The 22,223-nt window shown below is 60.5% G+C and carries 22 protein-coding genes; 11 read left to right on the top strand and 11 right to left on the bottom strand.

Annotation, left to right across the window (positions count from 1 at the left end; genetic code table 11):
• Positions 1-71: 71 nt before the first annotated feature.
• From malF to BN1137_RS10085, 4 genes are all read left to right on the top strand, one after another.
• Complete coding sequence (malF, locus tag BN1137_RS10100; protein WP_050718475.1) at positions 72-1,721, top strand: maltose ABC transporter permease MalF; 1,650 nt, start codon at positions 72-74, stop codon at positions 1,719-1,721.
• A gap of 12 nt (positions 1,722-1,733) precedes the next feature.
• Complete coding sequence (malG, locus tag BN1137_RS10095; protein WP_050718474.1) at positions 1,734-2,624, top strand: maltose ABC transporter permease MalG; 891 nt, start codon at positions 1,734-1,736, stop codon at positions 2,622-2,624.
• Between the two features lie 183 nt (positions 2,625-2,807).
• Positions 2,808-3,944, top strand: a complete 1,137-nt coding sequence (locus tag BN1137_RS10090; protein WP_050718473.1) for an ABC transporter ATP-binding protein — start codon at positions 2,808-2,810, stop codon at positions 3,942-3,944.
• Between the two features lie 250 nt (positions 3,945-4,194).
• Complete coding sequence (locus tag BN1137_RS10085; protein WP_050718472.1) at positions 4,195-4,995, top strand: alpha/beta fold hydrolase; 801 nt, start codon at positions 4,195-4,197, stop codon at positions 4,993-4,995.
• Between the two features lie 75 nt (positions 4,996-5,070).
• Here the strand turns inward: BN1137_RS10085 and BN1137_RS10080 are convergent, their stop codons facing one another.
• The 3 genes from BN1137_RS10080 to BN1137_RS10070 form a co-directional block, all read right to left on the bottom strand.
• Positions 5,071-5,880, bottom strand: coding sequence for a MipA/OmpV family protein (locus BN1137_RS10080; RefSeq protein WP_050718471.1), 810 nt, complete (start codon positions 5,878-5,880; stop codon positions 5,071-5,073).
• Between the two features lie 221 nt (positions 5,881-6,101).
• Positions 6,102-7,172 (bottom strand): AI-2E family transporter, encoded by a 1,071-nt coding sequence (locus BN1137_RS10075; RefSeq protein ID WP_050718470.1) that lies wholly within the window; start codon positions 7,170-7,172, stop codon positions 6,102-6,104.
• A 36-nt stretch (positions 7,173-7,208) separates the two neighbouring features.
• A complete protein-coding gene (locus BN1137_RS10070) occupies positions 7,209-7,454 on the bottom strand; it encodes a sulfurtransferase TusA family protein (RefSeq protein WP_050718469.1) in 246 nt (81 codons plus the stop codon).
• Between the two features lie 128 nt (positions 7,455-7,582).
• Here BN1137_RS10070 and bepA point away from each other — a divergent pair, with 128 nt between their 5' ends.
• A complete protein-coding gene (gene bepA / locus BN1137_RS10065; protein WP_408605543.1) occupies positions 7,583-9,037 on the top strand; it encodes a beta-barrel assembly-enhancing protease in 1,455 nt (484 codons plus the stop codon).
• Positions 9,038-9,166: 129 nt separating this feature from the next.
• Here the strand turns inward: bepA and BN1137_RS10060 are convergent, their stop codons facing one another.
• A complete protein-coding gene (locus BN1137_RS10060; RefSeq protein WP_050718467.1) occupies positions 9,167-9,649 on the bottom strand; it encodes a TlpA family protein disulfide reductase in 483 nt (160 codons plus the stop codon).
• Between the two features lie 59 nt (positions 9,650-9,708).
• Here BN1137_RS10060 and arsC point away from each other — a divergent pair, with 59 nt between their 5' ends.
• Both arsC and BN1137_RS10050 read left to right on the top strand, forming a co-directional pair.
• Complete coding sequence (gene arsC / locus BN1137_RS10055; protein ID WP_050718466.1) at positions 9,709-10,059, top strand: arsenate reductase (glutaredoxin); 351 nt, start codon at positions 9,709-9,711, stop codon at positions 10,057-10,059.
• On the top strand, positions 10,056-10,439 hold the full coding sequence (locus BN1137_RS10050) for a DUF2069 domain-containing protein (RefSeq protein WP_050718465.1): 384 nt from the start codon (positions 10,056-10,058) through the stop codon (positions 10,437-10,439). The genes arsC and BN1137_RS10050 overlap by 4 nt, the downstream gene beginning before the upstream one ends.
• Before the next feature lie 46 nt (positions 10,440-10,485).
• On the opposite strand, the gene BN1137_RS10045 is transcribed toward BN1137_RS10050, so the two are convergent.
• Positions 10,486-11,091 (bottom strand): acyl carrier protein phosphodiesterase, encoded by a 606-nt coding sequence (locus tag BN1137_RS10045; RefSeq protein WP_050718464.1) that lies wholly within the window; start codon positions 11,089-11,091, stop codon positions 10,486-10,488.
• Between the two features lie 121 nt (positions 11,092-11,212).
• Positions 11,213-12,115, bottom strand: a complete 903-nt coding sequence (locus BN1137_RS10040; RefSeq protein ID WP_050718463.1) for a LysO family transporter — start codon at positions 12,113-12,115, stop codon at positions 11,213-11,215.
• 531 nt (positions 12,116-12,646) lie between these two features.
• Here BN1137_RS10040 and BN1137_RS10035 point away from each other — a divergent pair.
• The 4 genes from BN1137_RS10035 to BN1137_RS10020 all read left to right on the top strand — a co-directional run bounded on the left by BN1137_RS10035 (position 12,647) and on the right by BN1137_RS10020 (position 15,959).
• Positions 12,647-13,417, top strand: coding sequence for an ABC transporter ATP-binding protein (locus BN1137_RS10035; RefSeq protein WP_050718462.1), 771 nt, complete (start codon positions 12,647-12,649; stop codon positions 13,415-13,417).
• Positions 13,418-13,468: 51 nt separating this feature from the next.
• Positions 13,469-14,242 carry an ABC transporter substrate-binding protein gene (locus BN1137_RS10030; protein ID WP_050718461.1) on the top strand — a complete coding sequence of 258 codons (774 nt, stop codon included), beginning with the start codon at positions 13,469-13,471 and terminating at the stop codon, positions 14,240-14,242.
• 202 nt (positions 14,243-14,444) lie between these two features.
• Positions 14,445-15,185: an ABC transporter permease gene (locus BN1137_RS10025; protein ID WP_050718460.1), complete on the top strand. Its 741-nt coding sequence runs from the start codon at positions 14,445-14,447 to the stop codon at positions 15,183-15,185.
• Between the two features lie 81 nt (positions 15,186-15,266).
• On the top strand, positions 15,267-15,959 hold the full coding sequence (locus tag BN1137_RS10020; RefSeq protein WP_050718459.1) for an ABC transporter permease: 693 nt from the start codon (positions 15,267-15,269) through the stop codon (positions 15,957-15,959).
• A gap of 57 nt (positions 15,960-16,016) precedes the next feature.
• Here the strand turns inward: BN1137_RS10020 and BN1137_RS10015 are convergent, their stop codons facing one another.
• From BN1137_RS10015 to BN1137_RS09995, 5 genes are all read right to left on the bottom strand, one after another.
• On the bottom strand, positions 16,017-16,658 hold the full coding sequence (locus BN1137_RS10015; RefSeq protein WP_050718458.1) for an energy-coupling factor ABC transporter permease: 642 nt from the start codon (positions 16,656-16,658) through the stop codon (positions 16,017-16,019).
• A gap of 109 nt (positions 16,659-16,767) precedes the next feature.
• Positions 16,768-17,607 carry a pyruvate formate lyase 1-activating protein gene (gene pflA, locus BN1137_RS10010; RefSeq protein WP_157433698.1) on the bottom strand — a complete coding sequence of 280 codons (840 nt, stop codon included), beginning with the start codon at positions 17,605-17,607 and terminating at the stop codon, positions 16,768-16,770.
• A gap of 65 nt (positions 17,608-17,672) precedes the next feature.
• Complete coding sequence (locus BN1137_RS10005; RefSeq protein WP_050718457.1) at positions 17,673-20,609, bottom strand: putative bifunctional diguanylate cyclase/phosphodiesterase; 2,937 nt, start codon at positions 20,607-20,609, stop codon at positions 17,673-17,675.
• Positions 20,610-20,767: 158 nt separating this feature from the next.
• On the bottom strand, positions 20,768-21,187 hold the full coding sequence (locus tag BN1137_RS10000) for an ion channel (protein WP_050718456.1): 420 nt from the start codon (positions 21,185-21,187) through the stop codon (positions 20,768-20,770).
• 1 nt (position 21,188) lies between these two features.
• Complete coding sequence (locus tag BN1137_RS09995) at positions 21,189-22,217, bottom strand: DUF2955 domain-containing protein (protein WP_050718455.1); 1,029 nt, start codon at positions 22,215-22,217, stop codon at positions 21,189-21,191.
• Positions 22,218-22,223 lie beyond the last annotated feature (6 nt).

Genomic DNA, 22,223 nt, shown 5'->3' with positions numbered 1-22,223 from the left:
CACGCACTACCCGGGAGGCCTTCGGGCCTCCCACTCTCAACTCTCTCTTGGCGTTATAAAGGTTAATTGGCATGGAAGTTGTACCTTCTATTGAATCCTATGCCGGTCCGAAGAGTAAGCACTCCTGGCTTAAGTGGACCATCGCTGCCTTGGTAGCCATCTTGAACGGTTATGCGGCCGTGATGATGTATGCCAGCGGTGAGTGGGTGTTCGCCCTGCTGGATCTGGTGGTTGTCTCCGTCGGTCTGTATGTCTTCATGAACAAGAAGACCTATGCCCACCGCTATATTTTTCCCGGTGTGGCAGGCATGGTGGTGTTCATCATCTTCCCTCTCGCCTACACGATCGGCATCGCCTTCACCAACTATTCAGGTGCCAACTTGCTCTCCCTCGAGCAGGCGCGGGATTACCATCTGAAAAAAATCTACAAGGTGGCGGGCGGTGAGTTCGACTTCACCCTGCTGGGTGGTGAGAACGATCAATTTACATTGCTGCTGCAACAGGATGATCAGTCCTTCATCAGCCAACCTCTTCATCTGTTGAACAACAAGGCCCGTACCCTGGCCGTCCGTGAGGGCAAGGTGCGTGACGAGGCCGAGGTTGTGCAACTGCAACCCCTTAACGGGGAAGCCATCGACAAGGCGGCACCCATCCGTGCCATCGTCGATCATCGTACTCATCTCAATGCGCTGGATCTGGTGTTGCCCGATGGCAATATCCATCTGACCATGAGCAGCCTGCGCAAGTTTGCCGCCCAGAAACCGCTCTACAGCCAGCTGGTGGATGGCGCCGTGCTGAAATCCGGCGTGGTGATCAAGGACAGCAATCTGCTGCGTGACAACCAGAGTGGCGAGCTGATGCTGCCCAATGGTGATACCGGCTTCTACCAATACATCGACGAGCAGGGACAGTTTGTCGGCAAGGGCATGGCCCCCGGTTTCGTGGTGAGCGTGGGTTGGAAAAACTTCGTGCGCATCATGACCGACCCGGGTATCCAGGGTCCCTTCATGCAGATCTTCGTCTGGACCGTGATCTTCTCCGCCACCTCGGTGATCTTCACCCTGGCCATCGGCATGGTGATGGCTTGTCTGGTGCAGTGGGAGCAACTCAAGGGCCGTGGTTTCTACCGGGTCATGCTGATTTTGCCCTACGCAATACCGGCCTTCATCTCCATCCTGGTGTTCAAGGGCTTGTTCAACCAGAACTTCGGTGAGATCAACCTGTTCCTGGAAGCGGCGTTTGGCATCAAGCCGGACTGGTACACCACCCCCTTCCTGGCCAAGATGATGATCCTCATCGTCAACACCTGGCTCGGCTACCCCTACATGATGATCCTCTGCATGGGCTTGCTCAAATCCATCCCGGAAGATCTCTATGAGGCGTCCGCCATGGACGGTGCGGGTCCGGTGCAGAACTTCTTCAAGATCACGGTACCGCTGTTGATGAAGCCGCTCACGCCGCTGTTGATTGCATCCTTTGCCTTCAACTTCAACAACTTCGTACTCATCCAGTTGTTGACCAACGGGGCGCCGGACATCATTGGGGCCAGTACTCCGGCCGGGACCACGGATCTGCTGGTGAACTACACCTACCGGATCGCGTTCCAGGGCTCGGGTGGTCAGGACTACGGTCTGGCCAGTGCCATCGCCACCGCCATCTTCCTGATCGTCGGCGCGCTTGCACTGCTCAACCTGAAATTGTCCAAAGCGGACAAGCTGTAAGGAGGCTCTAAAATGGCTATCGTACAACCCAAATCAGTCAAATACCGGGTGTGGGCAACCCACCTGGTCATGTGGGCCTTCCTCGCGCTGATCATCTTCCCGGTGATCATGGTCATCGCCATCTCGTTTCGGAACGGCAACTTCTCGGTGGGGGAGGTCATCCCCTCCAATCCGACCCTGGATCACTGGAAGCTGGCCCTTGGCATGTCCATCACCAACGCCGATGGCAGCATCACGCCACCGCCGTTCCCGGTGCTGACCTGGCTGTGGAACTCCATCAAGATCGCGGGTATCACCGCGCTGATGATAGTGACGCTGTCGACCACCTGTGCCTATGCCTTTGCGCGCCTGCGTTTTCGTGGCAAGCAGACCATCTTGCAGGGGATGCTGATCTTCCAGATGTTCCCGGCGGTGCTGGCGCTGGTGGCCATCTATGCCTTGTTCAACAAGATTGGTGACTATGTGCCCTGGCTGGGTCTCAACACCCACGGCGGCCTGATCCTGGCCTACATGGGCGGCATCGCGCTGCACGTCTGGACCATCAAGGGCTACTTCGAAACCATCGACTCCTCCCTGGAGGAGGCGGCGGCCATCGATGGTGCGACCCCCTGGCAGGCGTTCCGGCTGATTCTGTTGCCCCTGTCGGTGCCCATTCTGGCGGTGGTGTTCATTCTGGCCTTCATCGGCACCATCACCGAGGTGCCCGTGGCCTCCATCCTGCTGCAGGATGTGAACAACCTGACCCTGGCGGTCGGTGCCCAGCAATACCTCTATCCGCAGAACTATCTGTGGGGTGACTTTGCAGCAGCAGCAGTGTTGTCTGGTCTGCCGATCACCGTGGTGTTCCTGCTGGCACAGCGCTGGTTGGTAGGCGGTCTCACTGCCGGTGGCGTCAAAGGTTAATGGGCGTATCGGAAGCTCATCACTTCCGACACTCTGCCAATACCGGGTGTTCCTGCTGGTCCATCACAGGGCTGGTTGGTAGGCGGTCTCACTGCCGGTGGCGTCAAAGGTTAAGGTTAATGGCCGGGGGAGCCCTCTCCCCCCGTCATCACGATTTGCAAAGATTCAAGAGCGGAGCTCGTCATGGCTGAAGTAGTACTCAACAACGTTCGCAAGAACTACGATCCGGCGGTCCACAAAGACACGCTGCGCAACATCAACCTGGCCATCAAGGAAGGGGAGTTCATCGTCTTCGTCGGCCCGTCCGGTTGTGGCAAGTCCACCCTGCTGCGAATGATCGCGGGTCTGGAAGACATCACCAGCGGTGAGCTGACCATCGGCGGCCGCTACATGAACGACGTGCCGCCAGTGGAGCGCAACGTCGGCATGGTGTTCCAGTCCTACGCCCTCTACCCGCACATGAACATCTACGAGAACATGGCCTTTGGCCTCAAACTCAAGAAGATGGACAAGGAGAACATCCACAAGCGGGTGATGCGCGCCGCCGAGATCCTCGGCCTCGAGCCCCTGCTCGATCGCAAGCCCAAGGCGCTCTCCGGCGGTCAACGCCAGCGGGTGGCTATCGGCCGCTCCATCGTCCAGCAGCCCCAGGTGTTCCTGTTTGACGAGCCGTTGTCGAACCTGGACGCCGCGCTGCGGGTCAAGATGCGCATCGAAATCGCCAAGCTGCACAAGGAGCTCAACTCCACCATCATCTACGTGACCCACGATCAGGTCGAGGCCATGACCCTGGCGAACAAGATAGTGGTATTGAGCCCGCTCAAGGAGGGCGCCGAGTCCAACCTGGAGCAGTTCGGTACCCCGCTCGAGCTGTACCACAACCCGGACAACAAGTTCGTCGCCGGTTTCATCGGCTCTCCCAAGATGAACTTCCTCACCGGCGAGCTGGCCGAGATTGGCGAGCAGGAGTGCATGGTCAAGCTCACCTCCGGCGATATGGTACGGGTGCGGGTGGATGCCCGTCGCGGCACCGTCGGTGACAAGGTGGAGCTGGGCATTCGCCCCGAGCATCTGGTGACCCTGGATCATCCCCATGCCCACAGCAAGGTGACCGGCATCGTTCAGGTGGCCGAGCACCTGGGCGCCGAGTCCTTCGTCTACATGGATGTGGAGGGGCACGATTTTACCGTCAAGGCGCATTCCGACATCGACGTGGCCACCGGTCAGGCCTACAGCGTTGGCATTCCGGCCGAAGCCTGCTACCTGTTTGATGCCAAAGAGCAAGCCTTCCCGCGTACGGCCCGTTATATCCGCGCGTGAGTGTGCTCGGGTTTTCCTTGTATTCAATGCCTTTTTGCCGGTCGTCAGACCGGCTTTTTGTTATCTGGCGTGTGGCAAAAGGGGTGGCAAAGGGACGTTTGGCCGGGGTTTTCTTGCCAGCCCATCGGGTCGGTATCGGTATCTGAACGCTCGGCGCTGGCCGAGACACAGCGTCTCACCCCGAAGGGGAGGCCAGGGTCAGTACCTGCGTGTTACACTGCCGCCCCCTTTGCCGGCAACAGGAGAAAACATGAAACAATTGATGGAGATAGCAGGTCGCCAACTGGCCTATCTGGACGAAGGTCAGGGCCCGGTCCTGTTGTTTGGTCACAGCTATCTGTGGGACAGCGCCATGTGGGCGCCGCAAATCGAGGCGCTCAAGGGGCAATACCGCTGCATCGTGCCCGACCTGTGGGGCCACGGTGACTCTGATGTGCTGCCCGAGGGACCCTGCACCCTGGCAACCCTGGCCCGCGACCATCTGGCGCTGCTCGATGCCCTTGGCGTCGACGAGTGCGTGCTGGTGGGTCTCTCCATCGGCGGCATGTGGGGCGTCGAGTTGGCAAGGGCCGCGCCCGAGCGTCTCAAGGGACTGGTGCTGATGGATACCTTCGTCGGCTGGGAGCCCCAGATCCCCTGCGAGCGCTACCTCGCCATGCTGGCCGCCATCGAGCAGCTTGGTAGCCTGCCCGCGCCCATCATCGAGCAGGTGGCGCCGCTGTTCTTTGCCCATCAGCCGGATGCTGCCTTGATGGACGGCTTCAAGGCGCGGCTGGCCGCCTGGCCGGCCGCCAAGGTGGCGAGCTTGGTAGCGGTCGGTCGTAGCTTCGTGAGCCGGGAAGACCGAATGGAGTGGCTCGAAGAGATAAGGGTACCGAGCCTGGTGATGACCGGCTGCGAGGACAAGGCGCGCCCGGTGCTGGAGGGTTACCTGATGGCCGAGACCCTGGCCTGTCCCTTCAAGGAGATCCCGGCGGCGGGTCACATCTCGACCCTGGAGAATCCGGCGTTCGTCAATCAGGCGCTGGCGGAGTTTCTCGCCACCCTGTGATGGGCGAAAGCCGAATAACAAAAAGGGAGCCTTGGGCTCCCTTTTTGTTGACTGCTTGCAGGCTGATGCCGTGCGCTACCAGATATAGCCAACCCCGAAGCCGGCATAGAGTTCGCCCTGATGCTGGACGATGGGGCTGTTCTCGACATCGTTGTCATACAGCTCATAGTTGGCGGCAAACATGCCGATCCAGTGTGGGCTGAAGCGGTAGCTGGTGATGAGGGCGGCCATGGGGGAGAAGGTGGTGCCGGTATCCCACTCGGGACGCTGGGCGGTCGCTTCGCTGCCCGAGACGCCGCCGAAGTAGTAGTTCGCCATCTTGTTGCTGCGGATCATCACCCCCATGCCGGGCATGATAAGCAACTTGTCGCGAATGATGGGGAAGTCGGCCCACAGCAGCAGTTCCTGGCCGTTGCTGCGCCCGGTCACGTCGGTGCTGAGGCGGGTGCTGAGCAGGGCGTAGGGGGTGATGAGGCTGGCGCCGACGCCGCCTTCCAGCTCCCATTTGCGCTCCTCCATGCCGGCTAGCTCAGGGGCATCGTCGGGATCCAGGTTGCCAAAGCGCATCCGGCCATAGGCGTAAGCGGCGAAGCTGTCATCCTTGTGGAAGTAGTAGCGGGCTCTGTCCCCGAGGAACATGAACTGGTCGCCGAAGTAGACGAACCCCGGCACCGCCAGGGCGGTGTCGTCCTGGCCTTGGTAGCGGGCATTGCCGCCGATGAGCGCGCCCCCCAGCACCAGCCCCTTGGGCACCGGGCTGGTCGGGCTGTCCTGGGCGAACACATCGAGTGAGCCGAGATCGATCTCGGCCCGGGCCGTGGGGGCGAGCAACAGGGTCAACAGGCAGCCGAGAGGCGCATGGCGCAAGGCACGAAGAGGGGGCATGGAAACATCCTTTTAGTCGAGGGCCACGGCTGGGGGCATTTATGGTGCTGACGATGCTGTCAGTGAAGCCTGTTTTTATTTTAAATTCAAGTCGATAGCAACATTTCGCCCACCCTGGGTATCCCGATGGTTGAGAGTGGGTGTTAGCTGGATCTCTTTGTCGTCACGCCCTGGCCACACAGATAAAAAAGAGAGGCTGGCGCCTCTCATCAATACCGCTATCAGGCCGCAGGGTGGGGCTGATCATCCCGCTTGGGCCAGGCATTGAGCACCGCCTTGACCAGGGTGGCGAGCGGGATGGCGAAGAACACGCCCCAAAAACCCCAGAGGCCGCCGAATACCAGCACTGAGATGATGATGGCAACCGGGTGCAAGTTGACTGCCTCGGAGAACAGCAAAGGTACCAGCAGGTTGCCGTCCAACCCCTGCACCACCAGATAGGCCACCATCAACCAGGCAAAGTCGGGGGTCAGTCCCCACTGGAACAGCGCCACCATGGCGACGGGCACGGTGACCACCGCGACCCCGATGTAGGGAATGAGCGCCGACAACCCGACCGCCACCGCCAGCAGCACAGAGTAGCGCAGCCCCATCAGGGCGAAGGGAATGTAGGTGGCGATGCCGACGATGAGGATCTCGATCACCTTGCCGCGGATGTAGTTGATGATCTGATCGTTCATCTCCACCCAGACCCGGTTGACCAGGGTGCGATTGCGCGGCAGGAAGCGGCGCAGGCTGCCCATCAGTATCTGCTTGTCCTTGAGCATGAAGAACACCATCAAGGGCACCAGGATGACGTAGATGAGGATGGCGACCACGTTGACCAGCGAACTCAAGGAAGCACTCACCAACTGCTCGCCCCCCGCCAGGATGCGCTGACGGATGTTATCGATGAGGGTCTCGACCAGGCTGACGTCGACGACGTCAGGGTATTTCTCCGGCAACGCTCGCACATAGTCCTGGGCGTGGGCCAGCATGGACGGCGACTCCTTGGCCAGGTTGATGCCCTGACTCACCAGGGTCGGGATGAGCCCGAGCAGAGCCAGCACGGTCAGGGTGAGAAATAGCAGCAATACCAGGCCGGTGGCCGGTGCGCGGGAGAGCCCGGCGCGTTGCAGTCGGCTGACCGGCCACTCCAGCAGGTAGGCCATCACCAGCGCCACCAAGAGCGGCGCCAGCAGGTCGCCAAACAGCCAGAGCACGCCGAAGCAGAACACCAGCAGCAGGAACAGACTGACCGCCGCCGGATCGGAAAACCGGGTCTGGTACCAGCGCTTCAAGACTTCTAACATCAAGACTTCCTTAGATGACTGGGGCAATGAGCGGGCTTATGCCGATGGCATGGCGCCGACCACCAACTGCAACGAGAGGCAGGTGGGTGATTCTTGCACGGGCAGCACCTGATGGCCCTGACGACGCAGCCAGGCCGGAATGTCCTGCCGGGAGCCGGGGTCGGCCAGCAGGATCAGCAGGGATTGGCCTGGGTAGGCGGTGCGCAACCAGAGTTTGAGCCGAATAAGGGGCTCGGGGCAACGCCAGGGGGTCAGGTCGAGCTGTTCCCATTGGGGTTCCATATCAGGGAGGGCTCCATCGTGCGTGATGGCCGCTATTATGGCCGTGATGAGAGTATGAAACAACGCTTGTGGGCCTTGATGGGCAAGGGTATTCTGCCGAAGCCCCTTCTGATGGAGATAGAAACACTGTGGCCCGTTTTTCCCCCTTGATGGCATCGCTTCCTCTGCTGGTTTCCCTGATGAGTGCGACTTTTCAGGCTCAGGCGAATAACCAGCTGCCCGACATCGGCACCGCCGGCGTCGCGGCCCTGCCCATCGAGCAGGAAGTGCGCTATGGCAATGCTTTCATGCGCTTCGCCAGGGCGGGCTTGCCCATCATCGACGATCCCGTGCTGAGCGAATACATCGACGATCTCGGTCAGCGACTGCTCACCAACGCCGATGGGGTACGTTTTCCGTTTACCTTCTTCCTGATCAACGATTCCAGCATCAACGCGGCCGCCTTCCTGGGCGGCCGGGTCAAGGTGCACACCGGGCTGTTCCTCTACGCCGACAGCGAAAGCGAGCTGGCCTCGGTGCTGGCGCACGAAATCACCCACGTGACCCAGCGCCATATCGCCCGATACATGGAGGCGCAGGCCAGCAGCTCCGCCATGACCCTGGCCGGGCTGGTGGGCTCCATTGCGCTGGCGGTGATCAACCCCACCGCCGGGATTGCTGCCTTGCAGACCACGCTGGGCTTGTCGATGCAGTCGGCCATCAACTACACCCGCGACAACGAATACGAAGCGGATCGGATCGGCATGAAGACGCTGTACGATGCCGGCTTCGATCCCATGGGCATGGCGACCTTCTTCCAGAAACTGGCGGCCGAGTATCGCTACGCCAGCAAGCCACCGGAGATGCTGCTCACTCACCCCCTGCCCGAGACTCGGATCAGCGAAGCCCGCGCCCGCGCCGGCAGCTATGGCCAGCGAACCTTGCCCCCCAGCCTCGACTTCTGGCTGGCCAAGGTGCGCATCCAGGTGCGCTATGGCACCGAGACCCCGCAGGCACTGCTCAGCTACTTCGATGCCCGCTTGCAGAAGGGGGATTACCCCATCAAAGACGCCGCCATTTATGGCAAGGCGCTGGCCTTGTTGCAGCTCAAGCGCACCGATGAGGCCGACAAGCTGATGCAGGAGCTGGCGGCGCGCCATCCGGAAGACCTGTTCATGGTGGATGCCATGACCGACATCGATCTCGCCAAGGGCCGCAACGCCCAGGCCATCGCCCGACTGGAGCGCTTCCGCACCCGCATGCCGGACAACGAGGTGGTGGTGATCAACCTCGGTAACGCCTATCTGGAAGGGGGCAATTACAAGAAATCCATCGCCATCCTGGACCCTTACGCCCGCGAGCACGAGGAGAACAGCCTGGCCTGGACGCTGCTGTCCGATGCCTATCGCAAGTCCGGCCGGATGACGGATCTGCACATGGCGCGGGCGGAGACCCTCTCCCTGCGCGGTGACTATCAGGCGGCCATCGACGAGCTGGTGGTGGCCCGTGGCACCACCAGCGACAAGTTGACCCTGGCCCGCATCGAAGCGCGCATCACTCAGCTGGAGCGGGCGAAGAAGGATCTGGACAGCCTGAAGGGCTAACTTGCCTATCAGCGATAAAACGAGACGGGGTGCCGAGAGGCACCCCGTCTTATTTGTATAGTTTAATATTCTAATTTTTATCTATTGAACGGACGTTAATGTCTTTAAATTATTGTTGAATAGTTGCCTTCACTGCCTCGGCATCAATAGTCGGGCCTTGATACTGGCCAGTTTCTGGCTGTCGAGTTCTCCTACCAGGGTCTCCTGCAGTGTGCCATGGCCGTCGAGCAGATAGCTGGTGGGCAGCATGGTCGGCCTGGAGAAAGGGAGGCGGTGTTCATCGACGGGGATCATCAGCGGCACGGCGATCTGATACTGCCGTGCTAGGGCGGTCAGCTCGGTGGGGGAGGCGGGATCATAGTTGATGGCGAGCACCCCTATCTCACCTTCCTTGTGCAGCGCCGCCAGCAGCGGCATCTCCCGCAGGCAGGGGGCGCACCAGGGGGCGAAGTAGTTGACCAGTAGCGGTTTGCCGGCAAAATCGGTCAGGCTGACCGGTTTGCCCGCGGCATCGGTAAAACTGGGGGCCGGTGAACATCCGCCCAGCACGGTGGCCACAATCAGCCAACAAATTCGTTTCATTTCTTCTCCCCTGCTGCTTAACCTGCGCAGCCGTTTCCCCTACAATAGCGCGGTTTCTTGTCCCATCTTGCGTTCATCAGGGAGTTACCATGAGTGAGACCCAAATTTACCACAATCCACGCTGCTCCAAGAGCCGTGAAACCCTGGCCCTGCTGGAACAGCGCGGGATCGCCCCCGAGGTGGTGCTCTATCTGGAACAAGCGCCGAGCGAGGCACAAATTCGCACCCTGCTGAGCCAGCTGGGTTTCAGCGATCCGCGCCAGCTGATGCGCACCAAGGACGATCTCTACAAGGAGCTGGGATTGGCCGAGCAAGAGGGTGATGCGCTGATCGCCGCCATGCACCAGCATCCCAAGCTGATTGAGCGCCCCATCGTCATCAGCAACGGTCAGGCCCGCCTCGGCCGCCCGCCGGAGCTGGTACTGGAGATCCTCAAGTGAGCACCCGCTTCGCCCGTCTGCTGACCCTGGTCGGCTTCTTCGGCCTGCTGGTCTGGGTCCTGCTGTGGCATCTGTGGCTCTCGCCTCACCCGGATCTCAATCCCTGGCTGCTGCCGGTGATCTGGACCTTGCCGCTGCTGTTCCCGCTCAAGGGCATAGTGCAGGGCAACCCCTACACCCACGCCTGGGGCAACTTCGTGCTGATGCCCTATTTCCTGCACGCCCTGACGCTCATCACCACGGATGAGGGAGAGCGCTGGTTGGCGGTGGTGGAGTTGGTGTTCACTACCCTCGCTTTCGTCGGCACCATCTACTACGCCCGCCAGCGTGGTCGTGAGCTGGGCCTAAGCATTCGCAAGAAGAAGGAACAGGCCGAATAAGCCCTGTCGAACTTTGATAAAAAAACGCCCCGCTCGGGGCGTTTTTTTATGAGGGGGAGCCGCGCCTGTGGCTCGTCAGCTGCTGCTCGCTAAAGGCCATCAACTCGGGATAGAAGCGCAGGAAACCTTGCTCGCAGGCCTGCCAGCGGGGCGCGTCCAGGGTCGCGAGTGCCTCGCCCAGCGGGAGTGGGCGGCGCAGCCGGCGGCCGATGCCATTGAGGGCCTGAGCCAGCCCTTCCCGGTGGCGATAAGAGGCTATCCAGTCCTGCTCCACCATCCGGCGCAGCGGCAGCGGCAACCCATCCGGCAGCAAGGCGTGATCCGCCAGCACGCGGCCATAGCTCTCGCGCAGAAAATGGGGCAGGGTCGCTTGGTGAAACTGCTGCCAATGCAGGCTAAGCCAGTGGTCATAGAGCATATCCACCAGAATGCCGCCAAAACGGCGCCAGGGCGGCTCGAAGCGGGCGACGGCGGCCCTGTGCTCGGGGTGAGCGTCGGTGAAGGCATCTATCTTGCGATGCAGCCAGATCCCCTCGTCAAAGACGGGGCCCAGGGCCGTTGGCAACGGTCCCTTGATGAAATCCCCCAGCAGATTGCCGGTGAGGGAGCTGTGGGTGTGAGCGGCCAGATGCAGGTGAGCCAGATAGTTCATGAGATGGCAGTGGACCATATGAAGGCGACTGTGGCTGAGCCTAGCGGATCTGCCAGCCCTTGCCTATGGCGGCAGGCTGGCGCGGATCCGCGACTCGGATTGGACGCTCGCGTCCATAGCATCAGATCGAGAGGAAGCCCAGGATAAGGATTGGGCCGAGCAGGCTTAGTATGAAACCGGAGACGATGGCCACCGGCACCACCTGGATGCCGCCGGATTTCTGGATAACCGGCAGGGTGAAATCCAGTGCGGTGGCGCCGCCATAGCCGATGGCGGCGGAGGGGTGACGGCGCATCAGCATGGGAATGATCAGGATGGCGATAAGCTCCCGGCCCAGATCGTTGATGAAGGCGGCAGAGCCGAGCACCGGGCCCAGCTTGTCCGCCACCAGGATGCCGGAGAGCGAATACCAGCCGAAGCTGGAGGCCAGTGCTAGGGCGTGGTGCGGCGGCATGTCCAGCAACTGGGCGGCCAGCAGGCTGCCGAGCCAGCTGCTCAGGATCACGGTCGCGGCTATCTTCATGCCCCAGGGATTGAGCAGGATCTGGCGCAGCCGCATGCCGGAGTTGCGCATCTGGATGCCGATGAGCAGCAACAGCAGCATCAGGGCCCATTCGCTCAGGCGCTCGATGGGCAGGACGCGCAGATTGAACAGCAGGCCCAGCCCCACCCCGGCCAGCACCACGAAACAGAGCTGCAGGGATTCCCACAGCATGCGCAGCTTGCTCGGCATGTTGGCATCGATGGCCTCGTGGGTCGGCGGGCTGCGTTTGTCCAGCCACCACAGTGCCAGCAGGTTGCAGGCCGTGACCGAGGCCAGCATGATTGCCGCTACCTTGAAGATCACCGCCAGGTTGCTGCCGAGGTTATCCACATAAGCCAGCCCCAACCCCATCAGAAACAGGATGAGATAGACCATCTTGCCAAGGGATTGATTGACCAGCTTGATGAGTCGGGTGGAGGAGAGCGGGATAAGATAGCCGATCACCAGTGGTAACAGGATCAGCAGCACATTCAACAACATTGGGGCCTCGGTCACAAAATTCGGGGAAACGACACATTATCACTACTTATTGAATAACAGTTATCTCTGCCGTCATTTATCCGGCTCATCCGAGCCTTTTTTATCAAGTTGTTATATTTTGTCGAGATTTTCCCGCCCGCTGGCCTGCCGCAGGCGGGACAGTCCTGGTCCGTAAAATCAATTTAGCCCCGCCAAAATGGCTTCTTTTTCAGAGTGGGACGGGTGAATAAAGTCATTTTCGGCGGCATCCGGCAGGAATGGCGAATTGTGCTTGCTAGCGCGGTGCTCGGCGTATAAAAATGGCGTGACGGCAGCACGCTGTAAGGCAGGTTTTATGCATACAAAGTGCTGAAAAATACCGATCAGACCAATAAAAATACAGATAAAACACTAAATGCCTCGGTTCTGTATTGTTTTTTCACTACCTGAGTGATATTTTCGCTGAAGGTTGCCATCGGTTAACGTTTTGTTAAATGGACGATGGTTGAGTCACGCCCCTGCGGCGTCTAGGGACAGACAAGGTTGTAATGGATGAGCGACGTTGCCGCACTCGAAGTTCGTGAACTGCACAAGTATTTTGGCACCCACGAAGTGCTCAAGGGCATCGACATGACGGCCCAAAAGGGGGATGTCATCTCCCTGATCGGCTCCTCCGGTTCGGGGAAGTCGACCTTTCTACGCTGTATCAATCTGCTCGAAACCCCCTCTTCCGGTACCGTTGCCCTCCATGGCGAGCTTATTCGCATGAAGGCGAACCGGGCTGGTGAGCGTCAGCCGGAAGACATGCGCCAGGTCGAGCGTATTCGCAGTCGGCTGGCCATGGTGTTTCAAAGTTTCAACCTCTGGTCGCACATGACCATCATGCAGAACATCATCGAGGTGCCCATCCAGGTGCTGAAAGTGCCCCGCGCCGAGGCCATCGCCAAGGCGGAGCATTTGCTCAACCGGGTGGGCTTGTGGGAGCGCCGGGACTACTACCCCGGCCACCTCTCCGGCGGCCAGCAGCAGCGGGCGGCCATTGCCCGTGCGCTGGCGGTGGATCCCGAGGTGATGCTGTTCGATGAACCCACCTCGGCGCTGGATCCCGAGCTGGTGGGGGAGGTGCTCAGCCTGATGCGTGAGTTGGCCGAAGAGGGACGCACCATGCTGGTGGTCACCCACGAGATGTCGTTTGCCCGCGACGTGTCGAACAAGGTCATGTTCCTGCACCAGGGGCGGGTGGAGGAAGAGGGCAATCCCAAAGAGATCTTTGCCCATCCCAAGTCGGAACGATTCAAGCAATTCATCTCTTCCATCTATTGATGGCGGGGATCTCAATTTTCAATGATCGACGTGTTTATCAAGGAGAGATACATGAACAAGCTGATGCTGGCGACTGCGGTCGTGACTGCCCTGACTTCCGGCAGCCTGATGGCCAAGGAGTGGAAAGAGGTGCGCATTGGGGTGGAAGGGGCCTATCCTCCCTTCTCCTGGACCGAGCCGAGCGGCGAGGTGAAAGGCTTTGATATCGACATCGCCAACGCCCTGTGCGAAGAGATGAAGGTGAAGTGTACCCTGATCAAGCAAGACTGGGACGGTATCATCCCGGCACTGCTGTCACGCAAGTATGACGCCATCATCGCCACCATGGACATCACCGAAGAGCGCAAGAAGAAGGTGGACTTCACCCAGAAGTACCAGCACATTCCGGCCCGCTTCGCTGCCAAGAAAGGCACCGAGGTTCAGCTCGACAAGGCCTTCATGGATGGCAAAACCGTTGCCGTGCAGCGCGCCACCTCCATGGACACCTACATCACCGACAACTTCCCGAATGCCACCATCAAGCGTTATGGCACCGCCGATGAAGCCTATCTCGATCTGAAATCCGGTCGGGTGGACTATGTGATGGCCGACTCCGCCGCCATCAGCGACGGTCTGCTGAAGAAAGAAGGCGGCGATGCCTTCGAGTTCGTCGGCCCGAAACTGACCGATCCCAAGTGGTTTGGCGAGGGTGCCGGCATCGCCGTGCGCAAGGCTGACAAGGATCTGAAAGAGAAATTCAACGCCGCCATTCTGGCCCTGCGTGCCAACGGCAAGTACAAGGCCATCAACGACAAGTACTTCGACTTCGACGTGTACGGCGAATAACGAGAAGAGCTGTACGGCGAGCACCGTAGGTTCGATTAGCCGCGCCGCGGTGTCATCGGACGATGCGTCATCGGGCCCGTTGCCTCCCGCTGGGAGTAACGGGCCCGCTTAATTGCGATGGAGCTGCATGTGGTTGATGTGAAAGGATCTGGGGCCTCTTGTGTTGAAGAGATGAACCCGGCCAATGGCGATGGAGCTGCATATGTTTGATTTGAAAGGATACGAAACCTCCCTGCTGGAGGGCGCCTGGGTCACCCTGGAGGTGGCGCTGGCTTCCTTGCTGCTGGCGCTGCTGCTCGGCATGCTGGGGGCGCTGGCCAAGCTATCCCCTTACAAGTGGGCGCGCGGGGTGGCCACCGCCTACACCACCGTCATTCGCGGCATCCCGGATCTGGTGCTGATGATGTTGCTGTTCTTCGGCGGTCAGGTGCTGATCAACAACCTCTGTAGCTGGATCAACGAGAGCTACAACAACTACCTGCTGACGAGCAATCCCAATCAGGAGTGGGTTTCCCTGCTGCCGGACTACATCGACATCAGCCCGTTCGCGGCCGGGGTGGCGACCATCGGCTTCATCTTCGGCGCCTACATGACCGAGACCTTCCGCGGCGCCATTCTGGCGGTGGACAAGGGGGAGCTGGAGGCGGCTCGCGCCTTTGGCATGCGAGAGACCCAGGTGTTTGTGCGGATCCTGTTCCCGCAGATGATGCGCCACGCCCTGCCGGGTTTTGGCAACAACTGGCTGGTGCTGCTCAAGACCACGGCGCTGGTCTCCATCATCGGACTCGATGATATGGTGCGCAAAGCCTCGCTGGCGGCGGGTTCGACTCAGCAGCCGTTTACCTTCTACATGGCGGTGGCGCTGATCTTCCTGATCTTCACCGCAGTCTCCACCTCGGCGCTCAAATGGGCCGAGCGTCATTACGCCATCAAGACGAGGTAAAGCATGGTGTTGCCATCAATGAACTCACCCGCTTGCGGCAAGGGTGCCGAGCGTCACACTGTCATGAAGACGAGGTAAGCCATGGATTTCTCTATCATTCTCAAAGAGTGGCCGACCTATTGGCAGGGGCTCTACACCACGGTACTGCTGGTGGCTGCGTCTCTCATGCTCGGTCTTGCGCTGGCGGTGCCCATGGGCATCTTGCGCAACAGTCGCAACTGGCTGATCAAGGGGCCGATCTGGGCCTACATCTACTTCTTTCGCGGCACCCCGCTGCTGGTACAGCTGTTCATCATCTACTACGGCGCCGCCCAGTGGGAATGGCTGAAGAACAGCGTCGCCTGGGAGCTGTTTGCCCAAGCCTGGTTTTGCGCCCTGCTGGCGTTCACCCTCAATACCGGCGCCTACACCGCCGAGATCGTGCGTGGCGCCGTGCTCAACATGCCCAAGGGGCAAATCGAGGCGGCCAGTGCCTTCGGCATGACCCGCTGGCAGACCCTCACGCGGATCATCTTGCCGAACTCGTTTCGTCGGGCGCTGCCGGCCTACAGCAACGAGGTAATCTTCATGCTGCAGGGCTCGGCGGTGGCGGGCATCATCACCATCGTCGACTTGACCGGCGCCGCGCGGATCATCAACTCCCGCTACTACAGCCCGTTCGAGGCATTCCTGACCGCCGGCGTACTCTACATGCTACTGACCTTCGTCATCGTCTGGCTGTTCAAGAAATGGGAAGCACGCTGGCACGCCCACCTGCGCCCCCGCACCGTGTAATCGAGTGGATAAGACAGATACAAAAAAAGCCCGCAGTTGCGGGCTTTTTATATGCACTCAGCGTCCCAGATATTCCCGGTCGAAGAAGGTGTTGACCCAGTGGGGGCGGTAGACGGCGAGCAGGGTCATGGCCATGCCGTTGAGCAGGGCTTCGGGGAAGAGCAGCAGTGGCCAGATGGAGAGGTAATCGCTGCTGATCACTAGCCAGCTGTAGCGATCATCCAGCCCCATCAGCAGCGCGCTGGCGAGCATCTTGACCGAGATGCTCAGCGCCCCGCCGAGAAAAGCCGCCACGAATAGATAAACAAACAGATGACGAGGCAACCAGGCCCAGCTCCCTAGAAACAGCAACCAGCTGATGGCGACCGGCAGGCCGATGCCGATGAGTGCTTGCCAGCCAAAATCTGCCAGGTCAGTGACGCCAAAATAACCGAGGATCAGCAGGGTGAGGCAAGGGGCAAGCAGGGCGAGGCGCCAGCCTAGCAACAGGGTCAGACTGGTGAGGCCAAGAAAATGGATCTCCAGTCCCTCATGCAGACCTGCCCGCAGGGTCCACAGCGGCACCAGCGCGATGGCGCCGCCCAGACAGAGATGCTGATAGAGGGGATTGTCATGCAGAGTGCGCAACAGGGAGCTGCGCAGGCTGAATGCGAGTAGCACCAGCCAGAGCAGGAGGGCGGCGACTTGTCCTTCAGTCATGGTATCTCCCAGGGTATCCCGCCATCCGTGGATGAATGAAAGACGCGCGCATCGACAGAATGGTTCGGGTGAAGAAAAGGGCTGACCCTTTCGAGTCAGCCCTTTGTCATCAGTATTTGACGTTGGGGTGGTACTTGCCGAGGATGGCCTGGACCCTGTCCATGGTCTCCTTGCTGGGGGGCCTGATCCCGGTGAGATCATAATGATCGCCCAGCACATCCCACTTGTGTTTGCCGAGCTCATGGTAGGGCAGCAGCTCCACCTTCTCGACGCAATCACCCAGCTCGGCGATGAACTGACCGAGGCCTTCGGCACTTTCTTCATCGTCGGACCAGCTTGGCACCACCACGTAGCGGATCCACATGGTCTGGCCTCTGGCCGCCAGATAGCGTGCAAATTCCAGGGTGTATTTATTGCTGACGTGAGTGAGCGGTATGTGTTTTTCGTCATTAATCTGCTTGATGTCGAGCAGCACCAGATCGGTGTTGTCGAGCACCCGATCGAGCAGTTCGTCGTAATGGCGCACGAAACCGTTGGTGTCGAGACAGGTGTGGATCCCTTGCGCTTTGCAGGCGGCAAACAGCTCGGCGATAAAGTCTTGCTGCAGCATGGCTTCCCCACCGGAGGCCGTGACGCCACCACCGGAGGCATTCATGAAATGGCGGTAGCTGGTGAGATCCTGCATCAACTCGGGCACCGTCACTTCGCGGCCACCATGGGTGTCCCAGGTATCCCGGTTATGACAGTATTTGCAGCGCATCAGGCAGCCCTGCATGAACACGATGAACCTGATACCGGGGCCGTCGACCGTGCCGCAGGTCTCAACGGAATGGATCCGGCCAATGACACCGGTGCTGTCGTGGGGCTCGACGGACGGGATCCGGTTAAGGGTCTCGCTGTCGGCAGGGCCGCTGGTTTCAACGGCAGGGATCCGGTTAATGACTGACATAGACGACTCCAATGATTCGAGCAGGCCGTTATTTTATTACATAAAGCCCTATAAATCCTACCTGTTTAGCCGGGTTGCCCGGTGCCCAGCAGACTCTCCAGCGCCTTGACGGGGAGCGGACGGCTGGTCAGGAAGCCCTGATAGTGCTGGCAACCCAGTTCCTTGAGCACGCTGAGCTGTTCCTCATCCTCCACCCCTTCGGCGGTCACCGTGAAGCGAAACACCCGGGCGAGATCCAGGATGGCCTTGACGATGGCCCTGTCCTGTTCGCTGTGAACCAGCGTCTGGATGAAGCTCCTATCCAGTTTGACCTCATCGGCGGGCAAATCGCGCAAATAAGCGAGCGAGGAATATCCGGTACCGAAATCATCGATGGAGATCAGAATGCCGAGCGCCTTTAACTGGTGCATCTTGGCGATGCTCTCGAGCCGGTTCTCCAGCACCACGGACTCAGTCACCTCCAGCAGCAGGCGGGAGGGGGGGATACCGGTATCGCGCAGTATGTACTCCACCTGTTGCACGAAGCCGGCGGTGTGGAACTGGCGGGCACTGACGTTGACCGACAGGTGCGGAATGACCAGCCCCTGGTTGAGCCAGAAGCTGTATTGGGCGCACGCCGTCTTCATCACCCAGTAGCCAATGTCCTGGATGAGGCTGGTCTCCTCGGCGATGGGGATGAATTCGGCAGGAGGCACCATGGTACCGTCGCTTTTCTGCCAGCGCAGCAGGGCCTCCACGCCATAGAGGCTGCCGTTATCGACCCGGTATTGAGGCTGATAGTGCAGCTCCAGTTCGTGATTGCGCAGGGCATCGCGCAACTGGTTGTTAAGAGCGAGCTTGTTTTTCTCTTTGTCGGCCATGGCCTCGCTAAAGAACACATAGTTGCCCTGGCCGGAGCGTTTGGCCATGTGGGCGGCGGTGTCGGCCTGCTGCATCAGGATCAGATGATCCTTGTCTTCACCGCAAAAGAGGCTGATCCCCACCGAGGCGCTGCAGTGCAATTTGTTGTCATCGATGTCGAATGGATTGCGAAACATCCCCATCAGCTCACGGGCAAAGTGCTCCGCCAGGATCTTGGCGGTGACATAGCCCTGGCCGAGGGCGGTGAACAACAGAGCGAATTCATCGCCCGAGGTGCGGGCCAGCACCAGATTCTCCTGCGGCAGGGACTTGAGCCGCACCACCACGGCCTGCAGCAGCAGATCGCCACAGGCGTGGCCGAGAGAGTCGTTGACCGACTTGAAGTTATCGAGATCCAGCAGCAGCAAGGCGCCCCATTGTCCGCTCGGGGCGAGCAGGGTGCGCTGCATGATGTCGTTCAGACTGCGCCTGTTGTAGAGGCCGGAGAGATCGTCGTAATAGGCGAGTTGCTCGATGTGACGAGCCGTTTCTTTCTCCTCGGTGATGTCGTAGAAGCTGCAGACGAAATGGCTGATCTCGCCGGCACTGTCCTTGACGACGCTCACCATGAGTCGCACCGGGAAGAGGTGGCCGCTTCGGTGCAGGCACTGCTCTTCCCCCAGCCAGAACTCCTGCCGGGTCACGGCGGCGATGACCTCGTCTTGCAGGCTGTCACCGTAATAGCTGGGCCGCAGTACCTCGAAATGAAGGCCGATCAGCTCATCGTCCTGAAAACCTGTGATGCGGCTGAAGGAGGCATTGACCTTGAGGATGATGCCGTGGTGATCCATCACCAGCAGGCCGTCGTGGGTGTTGAAAGCTACCTCGGCCAAACGCAGGGCATCATCGCTGGCGAGGCGCTGCAGCTCGATGGCCGCGCGTTCGTGCTGGCTGTTGAGGGCATCGAGCAGGGGCATAGGGTCTGCCAGCGGCGCATCAAACAGCAGGGTGAGCTGGCCCAGCGGCGGCGCCGAGCCGATGCACAGAGGGATGCCGACATAGGCCTTGGCCTCCGTCGCCAGCAAGCGGGTCGCCTGGGGGTAGCGCAGGGGCAAGTCTTCCACGTAGAGCGCCTGGCCGTGGTGAAACAGATCCTGGCCTGGTCCCTGATTGATATTGAACGGCTGGCGGGAGGAAATGGCATCCCCTTCCTGCACACAACGGGGGATGAGCCAAAGCTCCTGCCCTCGCGGCTGGTATTCACCGAGCCAGCCGATACGGGCCCCGCTGGAGGCGATGGCCCAGCCTATCAAGGCCCGGCAGTAGTCGTGACCGGTCTTGAGGGTCAGCTCGGCAGGCAGTGACAGAGGCAGCTCTTGCGCCTTGGGAGCCGGTTGCCAGTGGCCCAGCATCTGGGCGCAGTGACGCACCAGTTGCAACATCTCTTCATTTGGCTGGGTCGTCTCGAGAAATTCGAGGCTGAGCGCGCCGATGAGTTTCTCCTGCTCCAGCAGGGCTCCATCCAGGCGGGAGCTGACATTGGCATCCGCCAGATAATAGTGCTGGCTCAGCATAGGCTGGTGGGCCGCCTCCGAGAAGCTCAGGGCGCCGCGGGTACGCAGGGCCCGGATATAGCGGCTATCGCCCCGGATGGCGCCGAGAGAATCGACCCCCAGGGTGAAGACAGGGGTCAGTTGCTCGCTGCCGAGGGGGCCGTTAGCCTGATAGTGCCAGAGGATGAGGCGATCGGCGCCGAGGCACTCCTTGAGGGTCTCCAGCATGGGGGCATACTGCTGCTGGCTGGCCATCTGGCTGAGGCGCGGCAACTGTAATGACAGGTTGGCCGCACTCTCCTGGCGCAGGGTCTGCAGGCAGATGAGCCAGAAGGCGTCTTGCTCGTGGGAGAGCGAGATGTGCCAAAGCTTCTCGGCGAAGCGCAGCAGCAGCTTGCCCCCCTGGCCGCTGGCGAGCCGCTGCTCTATGGGCTGGCGCAGGGCATCCGGCAACTGGGCCGGCCAGGCCACACGGGGCTCATCGAGCCAGTGCAACGGGGTCTGCATCACATCGGTCAGGGCGACCAGCCGTTGGCTGCGCGTGTCCAGGCGAAAAAACAGCGGCGCCTGGCTGGCAGAGGGGAGGTGACTGAGCGCGGTAGACGACATGAACGGGCACTATCCTGTTGGGCAATTGTCTGCGGGCAAGAATACTGCAAAATCGGCCCAAACAACATTTCGTTAAGAGCCAATGTAGCCGCATTTTATGCTAGCAGGCGGGTGACGCCGGTGACGCTAGCCATCCAGCTTTGTGGCAAGCGGATTGGCTAGCCGGGCAGCTGCTTGCGAATGTGGTGCTGCAACACGGCCAGCATGCAGGCGCCGGACAGGCCTATCATCAGGGCGCCGTTGACTGCCTCGAGCGGCCCCAGCAGCTTCCACTGCGTGCTCATGACGATGTCGCCATAGCCCAGGGTGGCGAAGTTGACCCCCGAGTGATAGATGGCCTCCTGCAGAGTGGCGAACTCCCCCAGCCAGAGAAACAGTGCCCCCCAGATCGCAATCTGAGCCAGGTTGCCCAGCATCACCAGTGTGATGATGCCAAACAGCGCCAGCACCCCCGCCAGGATGCCTTCTCGCTCACCAAATCGTTTGATGTAGAAACGGATGCACCAGACGGACACCAGGGATTGCAACAGCATGTTGGTCAGGATCACTGGGATGCCGACCAGAAAAATGGAAAACATATCAGTCTCCTACCGGTGCTTCTGCCAATGGCCGGCCCACAGGCCACCACTGCTCGAGCACCCAGATACAGAACCAGCCGTAGCCAGCCACCAACAGATAGAGGCCACAGCGCATCGCGGCGGCCAGCCAGACGTCCTTGCCGGTGGCGCTGTCCTCGATCGCCGGGCCGAACAGGATGAGCGCGGTGATCCAGGCGTTGCTCCAGAACGAGGGGGGAAAGCGCCCCGGCACCAGCCGGATCAGTCTTCGCGCCAGCCAGAGCGTCATTAGGCCCAGCATCAATACCAGCATCAGTAAGGAGGGCCAGAGGCTGAGTCCGAGCCAGAGTACAAACGCCAGCAAGGCCCCCATCAGGGTCGACAGCACCAGTTCCCGTCCCGTCTCCCGAGCGTTCAGAGACGTGCTTTGCTGACCCAGCGCCACCGTCTTCATCACGGCAGGAATATAGAAAGCCGGATTGCCGAGTGCCAGCAACCAGACCGGCAAGACGATGACCACGGCGCGCAGCGCCAGGCGCTTGGGGTGTTCGGGGGGCTGAGGCACCGGTTTGCTGGCCGTGCCCGCGACCGGCTGGGGCGGAAACAGGGCATGGGCCAGCCGGTTGACCAGGGTGCCGACCAAGATCCCCAGCGCCATCATCTGGGCGATGGCGATGGCCAATGCCTGCTCGATGAGGCCGGCCACCGGGATCACCGTGATGGCCATGATGAGCAGCATGGCCGCCGCCCCCTTGCCCGCCATGGCCTGTTGCATCAGGACATAGAGCAGCAGGGCGACCAGCAGCACGGTCGCCAGGGCATAGTGAGTCAGCAGGGGGACCAGCAGCACGCCCCCTATCATCATCCCCATCAGCAGCAGACCCCCAGCCAGCCCCTTCTTCAGCCCCAAAGGCTCGCCGGGTTTACACAGCACCACCCAGGCCATGATGACGCCGAGGTGAGGCATCGGCAGCGCCAGCCCGTAGCAGATCCCCGTCGCGAGGGCGATGCCGGTGCCGATGCGAAGCACAGCCCTGTCTGCGTTATGCATATGGTG

The organism is Aeromonas tecta (assembly GCF_000820185.1).
In the GTDB taxonomy this organism is placed as follows: Bacteria; Pseudomonadota; Gammaproteobacteria; order Enterobacterales; family Aeromonadaceae; genus Aeromonas; species Aeromonas tecta.
The sequence above is the reverse complement of the archived record's forward strand: the minus strand, read 5'-3'. Positions and strand labels throughout refer to the sequence as shown.

Excerpts from the sequence above, each read along its gene's own strand:
- malF (WP_050718475.1), top strand. The coding sequence starts at position 72 with ATGGAAGTTGTACCTTCTATTGAATCCTATGCCGGTCCGAAGAGTAAG.
- BN1137_RS09995 (WP_050718455.1), bottom strand. The coding sequence starts at position 22,217 with ATGCATAACGCAGACAGGGCTGTGCTTCGCATCGGCACCGGCATCGCC.
- BN1137_RS10085 (WP_050718472.1), top strand. The coding sequence starts at position 4,195 with ATGAAACAATTGATGGAGATAGCAGGTCGCCAACTGGCCTATCTGGAC.
- BN1137_RS10005 (WP_050718457.1), bottom strand. The coding sequence starts at position 20,609 with ATGTCGTCTACCGCGCTCAGTCACCTCCCCTCTGCCAGCCAGGCGCCG.
- arsC (WP_050718466.1), top strand. The coding sequence starts at position 9,709 with ATGAGTGAGACCCAAATTTACCACAATCCACGCTGCTCCAAGAGCCGT.
- BN1137_RS10040 (WP_050718463.1), bottom strand. The coding sequence starts at position 12,115 with ATGTTGTTGAATGTGCTGCTGATCCTGTTACCACTGGTGATCGGCTAT.
- BN1137_RS10045 (WP_050718464.1), bottom strand. The coding sequence starts at position 11,091 with ATGAACTATCTGGCTCACCTGCATCTGGCCGCTCACACCCACAGCTCC.
- pflA (WP_157433698.1), bottom strand. The coding sequence starts at position 17,607 with ATGTCAGTCATTAACCGGATCCCTGCCGTTGAAACCAGCGGCCCTGCC.
- BN1137_RS10075 (WP_050718470.1), bottom strand. The coding sequence starts at position 7,172 with ATGTTAGAAGTCTTGAAGCGCTGGTACCAGACCCGGTTTTCCGATCCG.
- BN1137_RS10025 (WP_050718460.1), top strand. The coding sequence starts at position 14,445 with ATGTTTGATTTGAAAGGATACGAAACCTCCCTGCTGGAGGGCGCCTGG.
- BN1137_RS10090 (WP_050718473.1), top strand. The coding sequence starts at position 2,808 with ATGGCTGAAGTAGTACTCAACAACGTTCGCAAGAACTACGATCCGGCG.
- BN1137_RS10030 (WP_050718461.1), top strand. The coding sequence starts at position 13,469 with ATGAACAAGCTGATGCTGGCGACTGCGGTCGTGACTGCCCTGACTTCC.
- malG (WP_050718474.1), top strand. The coding sequence starts at position 1,734 with ATGGCTATCGTACAACCCAAATCAGTCAAATACCGGGTGTGGGCAACC.
- BN1137_RS10080 (WP_050718471.1), bottom strand. The coding sequence starts at position 5,880 with ATGCCCCCTCTTCGTGCCTTGCGCCATGCGCCTCTCGGCTGCCTGTTG.
- BN1137_RS10000 (WP_050718456.1), bottom strand. The coding sequence starts at position 21,187 with ATGTTTTCCATTTTTCTGGTCGGCATCCCAGTGATCCTGACCAACATG.
- BN1137_RS10035 (WP_050718462.1), top strand. The coding sequence starts at position 12,647 with ATGAGCGACGTTGCCGCACTCGAAGTTCGTGAACTGCACAAGTATTTT.
- BN1137_RS10020 (WP_050718459.1), top strand. The coding sequence starts at position 15,267 with ATGGATTTCTCTATCATTCTCAAAGAGTGGCCGACCTATTGGCAGGGG.
- BN1137_RS10070 (WP_050718469.1), bottom strand. The coding sequence starts at position 7,454 with ATGGAACCCCAATGGGAACAGCTCGACCTGACCCCCTGGCGTTGCCCC.
- BN1137_RS10015 (WP_050718458.1), bottom strand. The coding sequence starts at position 16,658 with ATGACTGAAGGACAAGTCGCCGCCCTCCTGCTCTGGCTGGTGCTACTC.